The sequence below is a fragment of the Lacrimispora sp. YZC11 genome, from assembly GCF_057543815.1.
The window spans coordinates 1-19,859 of the sequence record NZ_BAAJYQ010000002.1 but is presented as its reverse complement, the minus strand read 5'-3'; the positions used below and the strand labels follow the sequence as shown (position 1 = coordinate 19,859).

The 19,859-nt window shown below is 39.2% G+C and carries 18 protein-coding genes and 1 pseudogene; 5 read left to right on the top strand and 14 right to left on the bottom strand.

The window, feature by feature from the left end; translation table 11 throughout:
• Positions 1 to 152 precede the first annotated feature (152 nt).
• Positions 153 to 539: a GTP-binding protein gene (locus AC27IJ_RS00100; protein ID WP_487147217.1), complete on the bottom strand. Its 387-nt coding sequence runs from the start codon at positions 537 to 539 to the stop codon at positions 153 to 155.
• A complete protein-coding gene (locus tag AC27IJ_RS00095) occupies positions 536 to 736 on the bottom strand; it encodes a hypothetical protein (RefSeq protein ID WP_487147216.1) in 201 nt (66 codons plus the stop codon). The genes AC27IJ_RS00100 and AC27IJ_RS00095 overlap by 4 nt, the downstream gene beginning before the upstream one ends.
• 138 nt (positions 737 to 874) lie before the next feature.
• On the opposite strand from AC27IJ_RS00095, the gene AC27IJ_RS00090 reads away from it, so the two are divergent.
• Positions 875 to 1,189, top strand: coding sequence for a helix-turn-helix domain-containing protein (locus AC27IJ_RS00090; RefSeq protein ID WP_487147215.1), 315 nt, complete (start codon positions 875 to 877; stop codon positions 1,187 to 1,189).
• Between the two features lie 1,079 nt (positions 1,190 to 2,268).
• On the opposite strand, the gene AC27IJ_RS00085 is transcribed toward AC27IJ_RS00090, so the two are convergent.
• The 3 genes from AC27IJ_RS00085 to AC27IJ_RS00075 all read right to left on the bottom strand — a co-directional run bounded on the left by AC27IJ_RS00085 (position 2,269) and on the right by AC27IJ_RS00075 (position 3,507).
• Positions 2,269 to 2,529: a hypothetical protein gene (locus AC27IJ_RS00085; protein ID WP_487147214.1), complete on the bottom strand. Its 261-nt coding sequence runs from the start codon at positions 2,527 to 2,529 to the stop codon at positions 2,269 to 2,271.
• 79 nt (positions 2,530 to 2,608) lie between these two features.
• Positions 2,609 to 3,217 (bottom strand): relaxase/mobilization nuclease domain-containing protein, encoded by a 609-nt coding sequence (locus tag AC27IJ_RS00080; RefSeq protein WP_487147213.1) that lies wholly within the window; start codon positions 3,215 to 3,217, stop codon positions 2,609 to 2,611.
• The gene (locus AC27IJ_RS00075) at positions 3,205 to 3,507 is read right to left on the bottom strand and encodes a hypothetical protein (protein WP_487147212.1); all 303 of its coding nucleotides are present in this window, start codon (positions 3,505 to 3,507) and stop codon (positions 3,205 to 3,207) included. Before AC27IJ_RS00075 ends, AC27IJ_RS00080 begins: the two co-directional genes overlap by 13 nt.
• Before the next feature lie 690 nt (positions 3,508 to 4,197).
• Between AC27IJ_RS00075 and AC27IJ_RS00070 the strand changes: the two genes are divergently transcribed.
• The 3 genes from AC27IJ_RS00070 to AC27IJ_RS00060 all read left to right on the top strand — a co-directional run bounded on the left by AC27IJ_RS00070 (position 4,198) and on the right by AC27IJ_RS00060 (position 9,108).
• Positions 4,198 to 5,286, top strand: a complete 1,089-nt coding sequence (locus tag AC27IJ_RS00070; RefSeq protein WP_487147211.1) for a hypothetical protein — start codon at positions 4,198 to 4,200, stop codon at positions 5,284 to 5,286.
• Between the two features lie 148 nt (positions 5,287 to 5,434).
• Positions 5,435 to 7,093 (top strand): hypothetical protein, encoded by a 1,659-nt coding sequence (locus AC27IJ_RS00065; protein ID WP_487147210.1) that lies wholly within the window; start codon positions 5,435 to 5,437, stop codon positions 7,091 to 7,093.
• The gene (locus AC27IJ_RS00060) at positions 7,093 to 9,108 is read left to right on the top strand and encodes a tetratricopeptide repeat protein (RefSeq protein WP_487147209.1); all 2,016 of its coding nucleotides are present in this window, start codon (positions 7,093 to 7,095) and stop codon (positions 9,106 to 9,108) included. The genes AC27IJ_RS00065 and AC27IJ_RS00060 overlap by 1 nt, the downstream gene beginning before the upstream one ends.
• Positions 9,109 to 9,415: 307 nt before the next feature.
• On the opposite strand, the gene AC27IJ_RS00055 is transcribed toward AC27IJ_RS00060, so the two are convergent.
• The 7 genes and pseudogenes from AC27IJ_RS00055 to AC27IJ_RS00025 form a co-directional block, all read right to left on the bottom strand.
• Positions 9,416 to 10,129 carry an HNH endonuclease gene (locus tag AC27IJ_RS00055; protein WP_487147208.1) on the bottom strand — a complete coding sequence of 238 codons (714 nt, stop codon included), beginning with the start codon at positions 10,127 to 10,129 and terminating at the stop codon, positions 9,416 to 9,418.
• Positions 10,129 to 11,466 carry an AAA family ATPase gene (locus AC27IJ_RS00050; protein WP_487147207.1) on the bottom strand — a complete coding sequence of 446 codons (1,338 nt, stop codon included), beginning with the start codon at positions 11,464 to 11,466 and terminating at the stop codon, positions 10,129 to 10,131. The genes AC27IJ_RS00055 and AC27IJ_RS00050 overlap by 1 nt, the downstream gene beginning before the upstream one ends.
• A gap of 210 nt (positions 11,467 to 11,676) precedes the next feature.
• Positions 11,677 to 11,802, bottom strand: a pseudogene (locus tag AC27IJ_RS00045) (sporulation transcriptional regulator SpoIIID); the annotation flags it as partial.
• A gap of 153 nt (positions 11,803 to 11,955) precedes the next feature.
• Positions 11,956 to 12,831 (bottom strand): M15 family metallopeptidase, encoded by an 876-nt coding sequence (locus AC27IJ_RS00040; RefSeq protein ID WP_487147206.1) that lies wholly within the window; start codon positions 12,829 to 12,831, stop codon positions 11,956 to 11,958.
• A 24-nt stretch (positions 12,832 to 12,855) separates the two neighbouring features.
• Positions 12,856 to 13,578: a bactofilin family protein gene (locus AC27IJ_RS00035; RefSeq protein ID WP_312445044.1), complete on the bottom strand. Its 723-nt coding sequence runs from the start codon at positions 13,576 to 13,578 to the stop codon at positions 12,856 to 12,858.
• 335 nt (positions 13,579 to 13,913) lie between these two features.
• Complete coding sequence (locus tag AC27IJ_RS00030) at positions 13,914 to 16,073, bottom strand: glycoside hydrolase family 3 C-terminal domain-containing protein (RefSeq protein ID WP_487147205.1); 2,160 nt, start codon at positions 16,071 to 16,073, stop codon at positions 13,914 to 13,916.
• A 211-nt stretch (positions 16,074 to 16,284) separates the two neighbouring features.
• Positions 16,285 to 16,551, bottom strand: coding sequence for a helix-turn-helix domain-containing protein (locus AC27IJ_RS00025; RefSeq protein ID WP_487147298.1), 267 nt, complete (start codon positions 16,549 to 16,551; stop codon positions 16,285 to 16,287).
• 398 nt (positions 16,552 to 16,949) lie between these two features.
• Between AC27IJ_RS00025 and AC27IJ_RS00020 the strand changes: the two genes are divergently transcribed.
• A complete protein-coding gene (locus tag AC27IJ_RS00020) occupies positions 16,950 to 17,987 on the top strand; it encodes an HD-GYP domain-containing protein (RefSeq protein WP_312445047.1) in 1,038 nt (345 codons plus the stop codon).
• Positions 17,988 to 18,055: 68 nt separating this feature from the next.
• Here AC27IJ_RS00020 and AC27IJ_RS00015 read toward each other — a convergent pair whose 3' ends face one another.
• Together AC27IJ_RS00015 and AC27IJ_RS00010 are read right to left on the bottom strand one after the other, a co-directional pair.
• Positions 18,056 to 19,126: a Gfo/Idh/MocA family protein gene (locus tag AC27IJ_RS00015; protein WP_312504319.1), complete on the bottom strand. Its 1,071-nt coding sequence runs from the start codon at positions 19,124 to 19,126 to the stop codon at positions 18,056 to 18,058.
• On the bottom strand, positions 19,113 to 19,637 hold the full coding sequence (locus AC27IJ_RS00010; protein WP_312445050.1) for a low molecular weight protein-tyrosine-phosphatase: 525 nt from the start codon (positions 19,635 to 19,637) through the stop codon (positions 19,113 to 19,115). Before AC27IJ_RS00010 ends, AC27IJ_RS00015 begins: the two co-directional genes overlap by 14 nt.
• Positions 19,638 to 19,859 lie beyond the last annotated feature (222 nt).

The following is a 19,859-nucleotide window of genomic DNA, read 5'->3' as shown; positions in this document are numbered from 1 at the left end:
TTCTTCCATTCCTTTTCTGCTCTTTTTCTTCTTTTCTCTTCTTTTTTATCCAGCGGATTGAGCACGTTATGACTGCCAATATATAGATCGGTTTTCGGAGGTTTCCGTTGAGTCGGTTTTACAATATTATTAAACGTCTTCATGATCACTTCTCAATCACCTGCCTGTTTTTCAAATTCCTTTGCTAGAATCCAGCCAATTGTTTCTGTTAGCCCGGCCGCCGTAGTCGCATTGACTATATTTCCAACTCCAGGAAGCCATCCGATCAAAAGCTGGGAAGCAGTCCTTCCGACCGTTGCAGCTGCAGCCGATGCTAACGCAGCTTTAGCAGCGCTTTCCCCAAGAGTAAGATCAAAGACCTTTCCCAATGATATAGTCATGGTCAACTGGATCGGAGTAATGATCAGATTATCACTTCCAGGCACTTGTGCCAGTCCCGCTCCAACACCGCCAGCCGCCACACTTGCAGAATGAATGATTGCATGACATTTTGCTTTTTGATTATCAGTCATCATTTGTTCCTCTCTTTTTCTTTTCATTCGTAGCGGGCACCGCAGGTTCGGCATTTGTTATCAAATACCGTAAACTGTCCACAATTAACACATTTCTGACCCTTTCCTCCTTTTCCTGAGTTTACTGGTAGAACCATCTTAAATCCGCATTTAGAACACTGCCGCCCATTCACCGTTTCAAAAAAGGTAAATTGCCCACAGCTGGGACATAATTTTCCTGCCATTTCGTTTCCTCCCTAGCATTCACATACATATGTATATATCGTATTTACGATATATATTATACGGCTTTTCCAGTCTATTGTCTATCAGTTTTTCGATATATTATTATCGTATACATGAATTAGTGGGAGGTATTTTCCTTGTTTGATGTTTTAGGTAGAATTACTGAATTAAGAATAGAAAGAAGGTGGACGGTTTACAAATTATCAAAGCTTTCCGGCATTCCGCAATCGACAATTGCAACATGGTATCAGAAAAACTTGCAGCCGCCCATAGACAAATTAGAGCTTCTTTGTGAAACATTCGGAATTTCTCTTTCCGATTTTTTTAGCATTAGCACACAAAAGCAATTGACTGAGCAGCAATTGTTGATGTTGACAAAATGGGGGGTTTTGACCCCTCCTAAAAGGCAAGCTGTTCTGGAAATACTGGATCTGCTCATTCGAGATGATTAAATGCCGCCATAAATCAAATAGGGAGGCCTACGCCTCCCACAATTCTATAACCGATCTGTTTATTAGCTTTTAATGCAACGTTTATTCACAACAGCATTCATCATTCACAGAACTAAAACATCTTACTTTACTCATCAATAGCTCTTTATTGGTAAATAGAAGCTTCACCGTCCTCCCATTAGTATCCATTGTCCTCCTTTATAAAATCGAATTATAAAGAACGCTGATATTATCATAAATTCCAGGTTTAATTTATTATAAGGCTAAAGGACAGTTGAAAAAACAAATGTAGAATGTTATAATCAAAAAAATTCACTATAACCATTGTTATTTGACCATATAAAGGAGCTCTAATAATGATAAAAGAATTTTGCTATCAGAAACAAAAAAGAAAATTTAAATCTATCCTACTCATATTATTATTCTTATTGAATCTAGGTATCATGTTTTTGGTAAAGAACCACTTTTACCCTTATAAATACAGAGTCCTTATGAATTCCTATGAAAAATTCATAACAACTTTCTTCTTATTATCCAGCCTTATAATTATATATGTTTTATTACGTAATGAATATAAAAAGACCAAAAAATTTTCTATCACATATATTATAGGTTTAAATGTTATAAGCATGATCAATTTTATAGGCTCTTTTCATGTGGAATTCAATATCTGCTCGTTATTATTTCGGAGCATTGCTTTTCTTTCGGTTATCACGTTAGGTCTATTCATTTTATGGATTGCGAAAACGGAGCCATTTGAAAAATTTACGATTTTTTTAATTATAAGCGTGCTTACCGTCATTTTAAATTTTGGCGGGCTTTATGGTTCGTTCTATTCTATGTATGAGCCGTATGGGCAAGAATGCTTTAAAATTGACCAGGGAATGGACTATTCTCAATCCATAATGGCAACCGATCTTATTTATTACAGCTCAGATACCTTTTTCGGAACAAGTATAAGTGATATACATATTCATTATATTGACTATACAAAATGGTATGAAGAAGGAAGCATGGAATCCATACATATTGGCAAATATGAACAGGCCTACATAATAATCCAGCTTGTAAAAATATTATCATTGCTTGAATCCGTCACATTTTTGGTCTACATTTCTCTGATCGTTATGAACGCAAACAGTAATTCCAAAGAAAATTCTCTCAAATCCTGTTAGCATTGAACTTCGATTGGTGTAATAACTCCCAAACCAATCGAAGACCCCTTTTATTAAATTCCTAGCCTCTGCTTCTTTATAATCCGCGGATAATATAATGAAGTAAAACTCACCTAAATCAATCCTATATCCACTGTTTTTCATTTCAAAATAAGCTTTCTTCAAAAAACATCTCAAGCAGGTAGACTATCTGCCTCAAGTTTTTCCGATATCTATCCCATTCCATAGCTACCAAGTATAAAGCTCATATTAAGAACGAAGAATGAACACAAGTGTTCTCTAACCGTTCGTAATATTGCGGTGTCCAACCAACGTCATCGCTTCGATAAATCAGCATTCTATGTCCCATCACTTCTGCTAAGACCCGGAATAAATATTCCTCCCTATGCCCTACATCAGGCAGGTTCCGCCTAAATTTATGGCCATCCATAAAATTTGTAGCATTTATAATATAGTGAATATGTGGACAGGCTGAATCCATATGTATGCCATAAACAGCCTGAAATCCCCCCAGATAATAAATGGCACAAAATCGATAGGCAATTTCTTCGATACGGTTATTTCCATGCTTATCAAGAATTTCCCAGGGGTGAAAGCTGACTATTTCATGTACAACTCTCACTCCATAATTTTCTTTACCTTGATAATGTTGAACCCTCCGAAACTGACAGCACATATTAGACGGATTTTCTTCATCAACTCCCACACCCCCAATTGCATATGCAGGAATTCCATCACACTCTCGTGTTCTTGTAATATACTGAATCGTCCTCTCTACTGCATCCTTATTCGTATAATTCGTCGGCATATCCGAATGATTCCTGCCTCTTCTTGCTTTTACTAAAACCGCCATAGCATATCCTCCAACTCTTTTAAACTCTTTAATTCCGATTCGCAGCTTTCACCAAAACCCGCTTTTCTTCTTACTATATTTTTAAGGTTCTCCATTACTACCATCAATCGCATACGCTCTTTTTCTCTTCTGGTCCGCCTTTCATATTCTGCCCTGACACTATCAACCACTAAGTCTCCTATGCTGCAATCTTTGGATTTTGTTTTCTCTAATATAAAATCTTTATCTCGTTGAGAAATACGGAATTCTATTTTTTCATCTTTTCTAATATCTTTAGGTTTTCTATTCATACTATTTTCCCTTTTTTACTATGTATAAATATTAATAATACAAATTATTTATATAGTACTTTAGTTACTATTATCATTAATCCGTTTTAATATTTAATATATATATCAAGACGACTAAATGTACGACTTTTTGGTTTTTTCATCAATTTTTATTTCCTGGCTTTCTATACTTTTTTTCATATAGCGAACTCTCCTTTTTCTTCTATTTATTAGTATGTATTAATAATAATAAAATTTAAATTCCTATCACTATAAAAAAAATATAAGGATTTAGATGTTTGTGGTTCGTTTCCTACAGGATACAAAACTTTACATAATTATTGCAACAAAACCAGAGAAAGTGGACTCTCAAGATTGCCTGCATTGACAAAGTTTGTCAAAGATAATACAATATGGCTATAAAAAGTTGGTCAGTTACACAACTCTCCTCAGCCTTGCTGAAATCATCATGCAACACTTTTTTATTATTCAAGTGAAGTAGATAAGGTGATTGAGGGGGATAACAACAAGGCGAGCCCAAGTACTGAGTTCCCAGTATAAAATTCCTAAAACATTAAAATTTAGATGTGACTGGACTATACCGGTGCGCACTAATCGTCTGAGAGTTAGTAGAATCACTACCAACGCATACAAGGAAGAACATAGAAAGAAAATTTGGTTGAAAACCCCAATTAGGAGGTGTGAATAAAAATGACTTCTGCTATTGATTTTTATAATAGATTGAAATTGGAAATTCCATTTCTTGAAGATCCTATAGATTTGGATAATATAGAAATCAATTTGTTTGATAAACAAATCGAGATGTTAAAAGATTTATTGATTGCTTGGTCAAAAAACAGAACTGAAAAAGATGTAATAGTTTTGTTAAAGGATATACTAAAAAAGCCTAATAATGCAAACGGCAAAGTGTATGAAGCCCTTGTCTATGCGTGGTTGAATAAGAACTGTATTTCATATGAGCCTCAAGTTCATATCGATAGTGAGGATTGCTTTAAATTAAAAAGCGGATATGATGCCGATGGGGAAATAGTTGAACATAATATAGTTTTTGATGTTAAACAGTTTGGATTAACATTACCACATATAGAAACTCTAAGAAAAAATCTGCAATCAGAAATTCCCGAAGAATACTATTTAACTATAAGTGGCTGTCAAAACATCTCAGCAAAAGATTTACAAAAACACTTTCTTGAGAATACAAAGGGATTAGCCGCTATCATCATGAACCCTGATAATAAAAATCATACGGACTATATATATCAAGATAAAGAGTATGGACTTGAATTTCGTGCATGGCATAAAAATTCAAACAGAATGATTACATCAATTTCAAGATTTAATCTTTATGAATGGGCTGAAAGTAATCAATACTATTTTATGCATCATGCATCACAGTTTTGCTCAAATAAACCATATATCTTGTTCTGCCCTTTTGATAAATCACTAACTCCTATGTTTTCACAAGAAGATTCAGCTTTCCAATTTTCTGCCTTTCGTGCGTTATCTCGTAGAATATTTGTAAATTTGCTTAAAATGGAAAACAGGAAAATAAACGATTTTGATGGCAAAGCGAGAGTTGATGTCTCAATTGCTACTGCATCCAGAAAAATATCAGCAATAATATTTATTGATGTGAGTGAATATTCTGATTATGAACATTGCCGTATATTTGTATATCAAAACCCTAATGCAGACCATAGAATTCAACGTTATCAAATAGACTCTTTATTTAGGTTTGCTGGAGCAACGGTAGAGGATTTCCAGTTTGATAATTATTAAAATCATAGGTGGAACCCTTCTATATATAGAGATACGGAATTTTGAAAGAACGCTGAGCTAAAATAACAGCAAAATGTTTAATCAGAGAACATCTCCAATCATGAACTTCTGAAAACTCAAGTAAATAAAAATTGATATGAGGAACTATATGAAAAGTGAAGAACGTAACGACCATCCAGGCAAAGCAGCAGGTATAATAAATGCACAAGCAAACACTGGAGCAGAAAATACCCAAATGGAAAGAATTCACGCATCGCAAGGACATGGATTTGCAGCAGAAAGAGCAAACCACCTGTATGACACACTTCTGGGAAAGGACTCGGTAATTATAGGAGATGATAATGCAAAAAATGGCGCTGACCGCATGGTGGATAATTTTCTTATTCAATCCAAATATTGCCGAACTGCATCTAAAACAGTAGGTGAGGCTTTCGATAACGGTCGATACCGCTATCTAACACCAGATGGTCAACCTATGCAATTGGAAGTACCGGCCAACCAATACGAGGCTGCCGTTGAAGTTATGGAACGACGCATTGCTAAAGGCGAGGTACCAAATGTCACCAATCCCGAAAAAGCAAGAGAAATCGTTAGAAAAGGACACTTCACATATGAACAAGCTCAAAGACTTGCCCAATCTAACACAATTGAATCTCTTACATTCGATGCAATAAACGGAACGATTGTTGCCACAAATGCCTTTGGAATTACAGCAACCATCACGTTTGCACTTTCCTGTTGGAATGGCGATGACTTGACTACATCTATTGAAAGTGCAGTTTGCGCTGGATTACAAGTTGGTGGTGTATCATTCATTACCAGCGTTGCTGCCAGCCAATTGGCTCGTGCTGGGTTTAACCGTGCATTGATACCTGCCACTGATGCACTGGTAAAAGTTATGGGAGCTAAATCAGCCGCCATAATGGCCAATGCTTTCCGTAGCAATGCTAATATTTATGGACAAGCAGCAATGAACAACGTAGCTAAGCTGATTCGTTGCAATGCCATATCCAGTGTGGTTATGACCGTTGTTCTTTCTGCTAAAGATATCAAAAACGCTTTTCGTGGCAGAATATCTGTTACGCAGCTTTTTAAAAATGTTGCTACAACCACTGGAGGAATGGCCGGGGGAACTGGTGGCTTAATAGCAGGGACAATGTTAGCTGGTCCAATCGGCGGTTTCGTAGGTACGATGGTTGGTGGTGTGGCCGGCAGTACTACAACAAATGCAATTGTTGGAAAATTCGTGGAGGATGATGCGATCAAATTAGCAGCAATCATCGAAAACACATTTTGTGATCATGTCATTAAAGAATTGCTTACTATTGAAGAGACAAACCTGACATTAACGGAACTATCGAACATTATCACCAGAGAAACACTGATGGAAATGCATGCTGCATCTTCACAATATACCTTTGCTGAGTGTGTTGTTTGCCTGGCTATTAACAAAATTATAGGTTTTCGCAACTATATTTCAATGCCAAGTAACAACCAGATGATGGAAGGTATACAGTATCTAACCGATGATTATGAGCGAGAAACTGGAGTTTTCAGTAAAGAAACAGCGATATGTGCTGTCGAAATCGGAAAGCAACTAACTGGTATTACCTTTTCTGAAAATCCAGCTAAACGTGCATGGTATGCAACCAAGCAAATGAATGCAGTTCAGAAGTGTACAGAAAACAGACTGCGGTCAATGCAGGAAAATAATAAAACAGAAGAAAATCAACTTTCTCAAATAAGGGAGCTTAAAAATCTGAAAAAAAACGAACTAAAAGAATTATTAGACGGGGGAATGCTCTGATGGGATTCAAGGAAGCTTTAAAAAACAAAAGTACAAAAGATAGTTTTGATATTTCTGTTCTCTCTTCTAATGAAGCGAGCGAACTGGATAGCAATATAAATTCTATTATTGAACAATATAAAGGCAATCGACAGGCGGTAAACAGATTAGTGTTTGAAAGTGTTGCTGCGATGACTGCCGGCGAAGAATATGAGAGAGAGCTATCAAACAAACGTGGTTTAAAACATTTTGTAGGAAGTATCACTGGTAGTAATAAGGCATTACAGGATAAAATCAATCATAATCGTTCTGTGGCACAATACGCCGCGCAGCAAACCCTGCAACGGCTTGCTGAGCAAAATACTATGTCTTTTGATTTAATTGCAGCAGTAAACAATAAACTGAATACTTCTATGATTGCAATAGAAAAAGAGTTTGTTCAAGTTTATGATTATTTGATTCGTTTTTTCAAGCAGACACGTAGTGATATGATTCAACTTGAAAGCCGTATTGAAAGACTAGAAAGAAATGTAAATTTATTAAATTGGCAAAATGCCATTGAATATCAGGTTTTCAATGGCATTGAGTATACGGAATTAGAAGATACCGAAAAAATAGTCTGTCTTGCCAGAGATTTCTTTGAAATTACTAAAGGTGATTGGACAACCTCTGATTTGCTGTTGCTTAAAGCAGCAATGAATACGATTAATATATCTCCAAAAGGAGAGGTGTGCTATTTTGATTTTATTAGAAAACTTTGCTATGACCAAAACTTAAAAGGAAAACTACTGGGACATCAACAGATTCTTAGTCAACCTAATACGGACTATCTTACTATGTTTGGCGGTTTGAAAAAGCTGGAACTACTGAGAACAACAGAGCACTATGTAGTCAATATTGTATCGAAACAAATTGGGCAAAATGCCGATGAAACAACTATTTCTGAAAATCTGACAAAATCATATCTAGAGCAGGAGGCGCAGATAAATGTAAACTATCCGATTCCTTATTTTGATTTGATTTTGGAATTAATTTATAGCTTGCGACAAGCCAAAGCCGAAGGGCTTATGGGGGATTGCCTGGAAGATGAAACGGAAATTTCTTTATCTGTAAAATTCAATAAAGCAAGTGAATTGTTCCGTACTTATCATCCCAAAGAAGCGCTACCTCTGTTGAAAGAATTGTCTGATGCTGGCTATGGAGAAGCAAATGCATTACTATATTGGCTCTACTCTGATGGATATTATGAAAATCAACAATACTGTGGTGACAATAAAATTGCACAAGAATATCTTAAAAAAGGTTATGATACAAGCGATAGCATCAGTACATTGCTTTATGCAATATTTTGCTGCGATCCTCATAATGTAGAACTGGTTACAGAATACTTACCAAAGGTACAGAAGCTCGCTGAAAGCGGTGATATTTACGCTGAATATACTTTAGGAATTGTTAGTATAAATGATGTCTGCGAAGATAGAGATTACCTCTCTGCTGTTCAACATTTTATGAATTCTAATCAAACCGGGTTCTATAGAGCTGTTGGTTCAATTTTCTTAAGATACTATCAAGGAAATGAACCTTTCAAAAAAGATTGGGTGCAAGGTTCACTATGGGCAACAGAAGTGTTGAGATATATGCATCCTGATAGAGTATTTTATGTTGCCTGGATGTATATGCACCTTGAAGATTATGGCTGCACAAATGATATTGAAAAAGAAGCAGGCTATGATTTGGCAATAACTTTGTTTGAAGCACTTTCAAAACTAGGTCATAAGACTGCACCGACCAATCTCGGATGGATGTATGAAAATAGTCGAGGCACAAAATGCGATCTTGAAAAAGCCTTTTACTACTATTCCATCGCAGCAAACCGGGGTGATGATGTAGGACAGTGCAATTTGGCATATATTTATGAAAACGGAAAAGGTACTTCAGCAAACAGAGAGAAGGCTATAGAATGGTATCATAAATCTGCGGAACAGGGATTTCAAAGAGCCAAAGATTCATTAAACCGATTAGGCGTAAGTTTTTGAGAAGCACTTCAGTGACATATAATATAATTATTGGAGAGTAAACTATTACGATACTTTAAGGAGCTGGAAAGTAAAATCGAACAGAACTAACCTAGGTTTGGTAAATATGAACACATTCGACATCGAAACACAATCGATTACAAGGCCCCTAACAGGCCTTTAAAGCAGCTTTCTCTAGATCAAGGCAATTATTGCCCATACATATAAACAAGGCGAAATTCAATAAAATTTCGCCTTGTAAGTAAATATGAGAGGCCGATTACCAGTACGCCTGACTCCAGGAGAAGAACTTTCATTTATATTATACCTATATACTAATTACCGGCTCGCCATTTTCATCAAAACACTTCTTTGAAGTTCCAGGAAATGCTTTTATTAAAGAATTTCTAACTTCGTTTTCATTTTCAAAAATCATCATCCAGATAGAAAAAAAGCCATATCCTTTTGCTTGATTTACAATATTTGTAATCTGATTATTTTTGAATTCAGAATTTTTACACCTTAACCATATTTCTTTCGCTTCTTCTGCTACACCTAACGTTTCAATCCGGATCTTCCACCTTTTGTCTTTATATTTTTCCTTTTTAGCAGTTTCAGACTCTTTAGCCGGATTATAATCCAAAGCAAGGTCATCAAAAAGCGTTTTAGCTCTTTTATAAGCTTCCTCACTTATACTTTTTAAATATTTCTCATTAACTTTTGGCAATGCATCTTCATAAGTAAAGCCCAAAAAAGTATTATCCTGATCTGGCCACAACCATTTATTTAACTCGCCTTTTTTTACCTTTTCGGATTTTCTGGAATTGCAGTAAACACAGCTTAAAAGCAAATTACTCCATTCCGTCAAAGCTCCTCCACTGTTTTTACTTTCTTTGTGCTCTACCGCAAGAGCATTATTAATGCGCATTTCACAAAATGAACAATACCTCCCAATTCTTTCAACTAAATATGGTTCTGCCTCCTGATATTCCTTTATTTTTTTATATGGAGAATCCCCCTTATCTATTGGCCTAATATGCATCACTCCAGTTCCGTAGCTTTTTCAATATACTTTTGGCTTAAAAACGCATAATATGCTGGGTTATCTCCAAAGCGCGCAGTTAAAACTTCCAGCTCTCTCTTTACGGATTCCAACTCTGTTTTTTTTGTGATCTGATTTAACTTTGCAAAATATTCCTGAGCCAACTCATACATTTTTTGTTTTTCATCACTGTACTGTGGATTTTCAATTCCCATGATGTCTTCAGCTATGTCCTCAATACTTTGTCCTGCATACTCTTCGTCAATCTCTCCTTCCATTGAAATTAACTGTCCGTCTTTTAAAGATTGTATAATAAAAGGTGAATGACTTGCGCAGATGAATTGTATCTTAGGAAAAATCGAAGTTAATGTATTTACAATTCTTTTTTGCCAGCTTGGATGAAGACTGAGGTCCAATTCATCAATGACAACAATTCCAGGAGTCTTTTCCAATGTTGCCTCTTTTAAGTATGGGTTTAAAATACACATTCTTGTTGCAATATCTGCAACTATTTTAATTACATCACGGTACCCATCACTTAAACCCTCGAACGGTATCCATGTCCCATCTTTATCAACCATAGCTAAACCATTGTAACGCAAAGAATATTCTATCATCTGTCCTGGCTTCAACTCCTCTTCCATGCTTTTTCTAATCGCGCCCATAATCAATTTATACGCCGGAAAATCTACACCATTTTTTTCTTGTGTTGAAATTTCAACGAGATGACGAATGTAATTAAACGATAGCTGCATACCACGCTTTTTATCTAAGCAGCGATTATAGGCATCTGTTCTATTTGGAATATCATAGTTAAACTCAGAATTCTTATTTTCATTCCAGAGTCGTGCAGAACTTAAATAGATTACAAGCGGGAAGATTAAGTTTTCGTCACTTCCATCCCCATTTTTCATTGCAGTTTCCCAATCTATTACTTGTCTCTGCATCGGATTATTTCCATCAAATTTTGTTCTGCCTTCTTTTTTTTCTAATATCCTTTTAAATCTATAAGTTTTTTTATCCCACATCAGTTCTGCCTCAATTCTGCATGGAAATTGGCCAATTTCCGAACTAATTAAGACATTACTTTGTTCAGTTCTTTGATTTTTACGTAATACATCACTTTCAGATATATTAGCCACAAAACGGCTTGGAACATAATTTTTATAAGCTGCCAAATATGCACCTAATACCACATTAGCAGCCTCTAAAACAGTGGTTTTGCCTGATGCATTCATCCCTATCAACAAATTCATTTTTTTATCAAACTGAATTTTTTTATCTGAAAAACGTCTATAATTATGAAGCTTTATTTCTTTAATGTAAAATTGCTCCATTACACTACCTCCTCCAAATGATATCTATTTAAAATTATACCCTATTTAAAACCTCGTTACAACCATCTTATTTTTATCTATAATAGCTTTTTTACCTTTAACCATACCTATTCATTAAAAACAAAAAGCAAAGGTCTCACGGCCTTTGCCAAATTCTCTCTTTTCATAATATTGCAATTCATTCCAGCTTCACCAGTAGCCTGTCCATTTTGTTACAACCGTATGTACCGTAGATTTGGATATTCCAAATTTCTTCGCTGTCTGCCTCACGGTCGCATGATAGTCTATGATGTAGTTGGCGATCGCAACCGCGCGTTCTTCAATATATTCCTTCAAGAAAATCCCCCTGCTAGGACGTTTTTACATACTTATGCAGGAGGAGGAGCAAGTATGAATGGTTATCCCCACTGTTTTCAGATGAAATTTTTTTCTAAAAAAAGAGGACAGGATTCAAACGAATCCCGCCCTGAAAACAGTCTCAAAGGCCCATTATTCCATTTTTTTAGGCGTGCTGCTCTTCTGCAGAATGTCATAAAATTCTTCCAGAGCCAGATCATTTTCCGTAAGGAATTTAGCCACGGTTTTCCCTACGTAGCGGAAATGCTCCGGTTCATAACGGATGCCTGTAATATTCTCCTTATCCTTGGGATAGCGGAGCACAAAACCAAAGCGGCAGCTGTTTTCAGCCAGCCACACGGCCTCTTTCTGTCCTCCACGTTCCTCATCAAGATAAAAGTAAGCCTTGGGTGCAATATCCACCGCCAGTCCTGTCTGATGCTCACTGGTTCCCGGCAATGCCAGTTTGGCCTTGCTTTCATAAAAAGACTGCTGGTAATCCAAGCCTTCTTCCTGAAGGCGCTTTAAACAATCATTAAAAAGAGACTGCTGCCTCTTTAAATCACGGAAGGAAGAATAAATATGAAGCTGATATCCTTCGTTTTCAGCCGCTGCCATCATGTCCTGTAAATCTTTCACAATCCGTGCATCCACACTTTGGCCGGGCTGTATCTCAACCAAATTCACTTTAAATTGGGGGCTAAGGGGATGGGTATCATTGACAAGCAGCAGTTCCCAGGAACTTGTGTCCACCAGTATCTCCCCATATTTCCCGGAGGAGAGCTGAACCGGTTCCGTCTCCTTAACCGCCTCGCTGTTCTTAGCCATATCTGACTGGCTCTGAAGGGCCAGGTTCTCACTGTAAAGTCCATAGCTTTCCTTCACCAGTCTTTTGTTCTGTTCCTTAAAGTATAAAGCCATACCCGCAGGAATGATGATAAGCAATGCAATTGTCGTAAGTATCAAATGCCGGAAAAACCGTACGCTGCCAAAGTAGGGTTTGCGCCTGCTATTTTTTCTTTTGTTCATAATATTCTCCTTGGCAGCCGCTTATCAATCGTAGGTAGTCATCATACCCTTGATTCTGGCCCCCTGTATAATAGCAAATGCTTTGGCATAAACCTTACCGGTCACGACGGAGCTTCCACCCAGATGAATGGTGTCCTCTGCCTTAATATCACCCTCGCTTATGCCCTCACTGAAAACATTGGAGGCCGTAATATCTCCCTTAATCCTTCCGCCGGGTCCCACATCCACCCGCTTATCCACTGTTAAATTTCCGTTGACCTCACCTTCCACTCTTACATTGGCGCCGGAAAGATCTCCAGTCACCCGTCCCAAGACTAAAACATCACCTCTGCAGGCAATGCTGCCGGTCACCTGACCGAAAATATTTAAATCTGATTGTGTGGTAATGTCACCATTAACAATCATATCCTCCGTAATTACTGCTACTTTGGAAGACACCTGGTTCATCGCCTCCATAGATAATGACCTTGTCTCCACAGTATAGGAGGACACCTTGCTGGTCTCGGCTGTCATACGCATGGGGCTGGGACTTGCAGCAGGGTTTTGGTTACTGACAGGGTTAAAAAATGAGTTTTGAATAGGGTTCTGTGGCTGGCTCCAAGCCGCTTCCCTATCCGGTTCTTCTTCCATCACAGCCTGTGGCTCCTCTTTTTCATCCGGAATATCGATCTCATCCTCTGCTTCCGAGGAATAACCCAGCAATTCATTGACAGCTTTTTTGAAATTGCTCTCTTGTTTTTTGATCATACGGCCTCCTTTGTATCAGTTCTTATATAATAATGCTATATTTCCCAATTTTTAACATACTGTAATATTATAATAAAGTTTCATATTAAAAACAAGTAAAATATGATAAAATACTTACAAAACTCTTATTGATTTTCCCAAAATTCTTCATTTTGTTTCTAAAAAATTTAGTTTTTTTACATTTAACCGTTTAAATTTGCCCTTTGTAACCAAAAAAACGCTGTCTCAGACTTCTCAGCCTGCAGACAGCGCCTCACACCATTTTATGTAAATCGTTATATTTCTCTATTTTGTAACTGTCATAGGTACCGCAGATTTGAATATTTCACTGTTTTTTAAATGCAGCATTTTTCCAGAACGGCACGCTGGTCTACGGATACTGTCATGAATTCCGGTGCTTTCCCTGTAAGCTCCTGACTCCTTTTATCCGGCTGCTGTGTTCCCACATATACCTTGTACGTACCGGCTTCCATTACCAGGTCACCATGTTCATCTCTTAGGGCAAAGGCTTTGTCGGAAAGGGTCACCTGCAATTCTTTTTCCTCACCTGGCTCCAGCTCTGCCTTTAAAAGTGCCTTAAGCTGAGCATTGGGTGTCTGGGATTCACAAGATTTTACATATACCTGCAGGGTTTCCGCCCCCTTCATAAGACCTTCGTTCTTTAACACCGCCTTTATGGTTACGGTATCGCCTGCCCCTATCCGGTCACGGCTTAAAACCACATCCCTTACGGAAAAATCGGTGTAGGATAGCCCGTAACCAAAGGGATAAAGAGCATCCTGTTCCATATAGCGGTAGGTTCTGCCCTTCATGGAATAATCCGTAAAGGCCGGAAGCTCTTCTGTGCTCCGGTAAAAGGTGACGGGAAGTTTTCCTTCCGGTGCATAATCACCGAACAACACGGCAGCCAGTGCACGGCCTCCCTGGGCTCCCGGGTACCAGCCTTCAATGATGGCTGGAATATGGGCATCTGCCCAGGACACTTCCAGGGCGCTGCCGGATAAAAGCATTAAAACCACAGGCTTCCCGCTCTTATAGATTTCCTCCAGCACTTGTATCTGCAGACCTGGAAGGGACAGATTTGGTTTATCACCGCTGGCGTATTCATTTCCCTCATCCCCCTCTTCTCCTTCCAGACTGGAATCCAGGCCCATGCAGGCAATGATCACATCGCTGGCTTCACATACACCACGAACCTCTGATAACCGGTCGTTCTCCTGGCCCAGACCGCTTACCCTTGGTTTACATAAGTGACAGCCCTCTGAAACCATAACACGGACATCTTCTCCAACGTAATCCTGGATTCCTTCGGAAATCGTATAATACCTGGAAGCGGTGCCCTCATAATTTCCTATAAGCGCCTTTCGGTTATCACTGTTGGGCCCGATGATGCCAATGGTTTTCAGCCTGCTCTTATCAAGAGGAAGCATATTCCCCTCATTTTTCAGCAGCACAAAGGATTTTCTGGAAGCTTTAAAATTCAGCTCCTTATGCTCTCTGGTATCATTGCCCGCATAAGTAATTTTATTGTACTCCACTGCCTCCGGCTCCTCAAACAACCCAAGCTTCAGCCTGGTCATCATTAAATGTTCAACTGCCTCATTTAACCGTTCCTCAGACACCAGCCCCCGGTTCACTGCCTCCGTCAAATATAAAAACAGGCTTCCGCAGTTTAAATCACAGCCGTTTTCCATTGCCATGGCAACAGATTCCAGAGCTGAGCCTGTGATTCCGTGATGTTCATGAAAATCCTTTACTGCCCAGCAATCTGATGTCACGTGCCCGTCAAATCCCCAGTCCGTCCTCAAAATATCCTTAAGCAGGGTCTTGCTTCCGCAGCAGGGTTCCCCATTGGTCCGGTTATAGGCTCCCATAACCGCCTCTACCTTTCCTTCCTTTACGCAGGCCTCAAAAGCAGGCAAATAGGTTTCAAACATATCCTGTTTTGTCACCACAGCATTAAAGGAATGACGTTCATCCTCCGGACCTGAGTGTACTGCAAAATGTTTGGCGCAGGCTGCGGTCTTCATATAATTTTCGTCATCTCCCTGCAGCCCCTCAATGAAACGAACCCCCATACGTGAAGTCAAAAATGGATCCTCTCCATAAGTCTCATGTCCCCTTCCCCAGCGTGGATCCCTGAAAATATTAACATTCGGTGCCCAGAACGTAAGTCCCTTGTAAATATCCGTGTCTCCGTATTTCTGCTGCATATGAAACTTTGCCCTGGCCTCCGTGGAAACCGTATCAGCCACTTCAAAAAGCAAATCCTCATCAAAGCTTGCAGCAAGTCCAATGGCCTGGGGAAATACAGTAGCCACTCCGGCCCTGGCCACACCATGAAGTCCCTCATTCCACCAGTTATAGCCCTTTATCCCCAATCTTGGAATCGCCGCTGCGCAGTGTACGGTCTGTGAAACCTTTTCCTCCAGCGTCATTTCTGCAACTAACTCCTTTGCTTTTTTCCGGTATTCCTTCAACTTATCCTGATTCATGGAATTCACCTTGCCCTTTCTGCTTAATCTAATATCCTGATGTCTCCTTGTATTTTTTCCATGATCCCATCATAGCATTTCATAACAGATCAGGCATCCCACTTCTTGCTTCCAATGGCGCATATATTGCTCTAAAATAAAAAATCCCTTTACAGGAATCCACCGTAAACCCGGTATTCCCATAAGAGGAATTGTAATTTTAATCCGTTTCTTATCCTTCCGGCTCATATGCCTGCTGTCTGATTTTTCTGTAATCACTTGGCGAACAGCGCTTTATCATCTTAAAGGTACGGTTAAAAGCGCTCATGGATGAAAAACCGGAGCCCATAGCAACATCTGTAATGCTCATTTCCTTGGTATTATACAAAAGCTCCTCCGCTTTTTTTACCCTTCTGGAGTTTAAGTATTCATAAAAGGTCATATTCATATACTGTTTAAAAATCCGGGTAAAATGGTATTTGGAAAATCCGCTTTTAATTCTTATTATGATACAGACGAAGTCCTAATGAGCATTCATAATGAATGGTCTCATGCATTCCGTTTAAGATTTTAATCATAAAAATCCCTTTCTTTAACCCTCTTTTTTAAAGACTATTCTATGCCCATTCCAGAGTCAATCCTCTTTTTTATGATTTGTAGAGATTAAAGAATTATTGCATAAAATATTGACTGATTTTTCTCTGCCATACTAGTGTTTAAAATTAAAATTTCCATTGACGCATTGGTAAATTCCCACTATAATTTAATGTGTCATTGTGCATATATTTCCAACTTTAACATAAAAAGGAATTTAAGGAACAGAAAGAAGAGACTGAGTTTTGGTCTGTTGAGGTGAAAGAATTGATTTATCTTCCTATTGAGAAATTGACTGAAGGTATGGAATTAGCCCGAAACATCCCGGGAATAAACCCAATGCTTCCTTTTGCGGTAACCGGCTGCAAGCTGAGTGAGCGTATAATCAATCGCATGAAAACCATCGGAGTACAAGGGGCTTATATCTGCACAGCACTTACGGAAGGCATTGAACCAGAAGATTTCGTGGAGCCGGAGTTAAAGGCCAAAATGCTGACAAGCATCCGCGATGTCTTTGACCAGAGTTTAAAAAAATTTACCTTTCAGTCCAGCAGACAGGTTTACGAGGAGATTGCCAAGGTGGCAGAATCCGTTGTTATGAATGTTCTGAACAAGGACAGGTATCTTTTTCAGATGATCGATATCAGGGATTACGACGGGTATACTTATTCACATAGTCTTTATGTCGGCATTTTAAGTGTTTTATTAGGAAAATACATCGGACTTTCCATTTCCAATTTAAATGACCTGGCCCTCTGCGGCCTTCTTCATGACATTGGGAAAACGGATATTCCTATTGATATTACCAACAAACCAGGCCCTTTAACCAGCGATGAATTTGAAATCATGAAACAGCACCCCAGCCTTTCCTACAAAAAACTCGGCGAGCACATCATAATTTCCCAAGCGGTATTACAGGGAGTTCAGACTCATCACGAAAAGTATGACGGAAGCGGATATCCCTTCGGTCTTATGGGCAAGGATATCCCCCTTTATGCCCGTATCCTGGCCATTGCGGATGTATATGACGCTCTCAATTCCACCCGGCCGTACCGGAAAGCGTGGTCTCCAAGAAGGATTTTTGACTATCTTACCAGCTGCTCCAACGCTCATTTTGACCCGGAACTGCTGACAGCTTTCCTTCATTGTGTTTCCGCGTATCCCATCGGTACCATTGTCCACCTTAGTGACGGGAGCTCAGCAGTTGTCAAGGATAACACACCCGGATTTGCCCTGCGCCCCATTATCCGTTTCATCAGTCCTGCTTTTAAGGCAGGAAGGGATGTGGACTTATCCTGTGAATGTCTTAATCTTACTATCGTCGATGATGACGATTATTAATAATCCTTTTCCTCCATCAGCATGGGACGGGCTTTTCTTACTTTACGGAAAAAGCCCGCTCTTTTCAATCAGCTCCAGACCTGCGTTTTTGATTCTACCGCCTGACCGCTATTAAGGGCCTGCTCCATAAGTATCCTTACATAGGCATCCTGCAGCCCCTCCGAAAGAGGATAAACCTCCACACCTTCCTCTATAAACCGTCTCATTCCAAGCATTAGGGTTCCTATTGCCGTTTCATCCTGAGAAAGCCCACCTATTTTTCCTAATTCATAAAACGGATTCCGGTAAAGGAGTTCCTGTCCCATGTAAATTTCATTAATTCCTTTTCCTGTATCAAAGGGTTCTTCCACGATCTGATACTCTCTGTACCGGCTGTCTTCCCCTACATAACGAAGTGTCCAGTCATCCAGTTCCCCTTTCGCTCCCTGAACATTTAGATGACGGCTCCTTATCCTCGAATGGTATTGTATGCCGTTAAAATCATAAAAGGCTGTTTTTCCGCCCTCAAATTCAAAGGTCAGTCTGACCCGTTCTCTCTCACTAACCCTGCCATCCTCAATAAACCCGTACCTGGAATCTGTCTCCACCACCGGATACAGAAATTTCTTTCCGTACAGTTTCATATTCTCAAAACCAATCCCTAAGAGCCGCCGGATTAAGCTGGCTCCATGGTAGTCGTGGACCGCGGAGATATTAACCATATACGGATCTCCAATATGTCCCCGTTTTACGACCTCAATCGCCGCATGAAAAACAGGGTATTCAAAATACTGCTCCGCCACCTGGATCCTGGCCCCTTCCTGGGTTCGAAGACGCCAAAGCTCCTGCAAATCTCCTAATTCCATGGCAGCAGGAGTCTCACAAAGCACCGGATATCCTTTCAGCGCCCATTCCCTTGCCACCTGAAAAATAGAATCCTTGTTTACAGCCACTACAACAAAATCCGGGTTCTCTAACTCACATTCCTCTGGGCTTGTCACAGCCTTGATCCCGGTTTCCGCCTGCATCCGCTGAGCCTTTTCTTTTGTCCGGCAAAGGAATGCTGACAGATGAAAACAATCCGGGTAAGCTTTGGCAATCCTGGCATAGAACAAGGATCTCCAGCCGGAGCCTACTACAACCAAATTAAGTGGTTTCATAAATAATCCCCCCTTGCTGCCTGTAATTCCCTGCGGATTTCTGTTCCAAGATATAAGATAATAGCGCTTCGCAGCCTTCATAAACATCTTCATAAGTGCGGTCAAAATTCCTGGTATACCATGGATCTGCAATATCCCTTGAATCAGAGGAAAAGTCCAAAAGCCGCTTTACCTTTCCTTCCGGATCTCCTCCCAGAATTCTAAGCATATTTGTCACATTCCGCTGTTCCATGCCAATGAGGTAGTCGTATTTGTCATAATCCTTCCGGGATAACTGCACCGCATATTTTCCTTCTGTGGAAATCCCATATTCCTTTAGCTTTTTTCTTGTCCCAGGATGCACCGGATTCCCGATTTCTTCCGTACTTGTAGCTGCTGACGCAACATAGAAGTGATTGCCTGAATGCTCCTTTTCTATCATATCTTTCATAACAAACTCCGCCATGGGAGATCTGCATATATTTCCATGGCAGACCATTAATATACGGATAACATCCTGTTCTCTCTTCATCTCATACATCTCCTTCATCCTTTAAAAGGTTATAAAATCTGGATCCTCTCTTAATTTACCCCGGAACACCTTCTGATGCAATACTATCTTTATTTTATTTTTAAAAACAAAAAAGCGCAAACCCATTCCTGGATTTACGCATTAAAATTCTGTGCTATGCATCATAACCTGCTGCATATACCCTCAAAACCACACATTGTTATATATCTATTTTCATCCGTT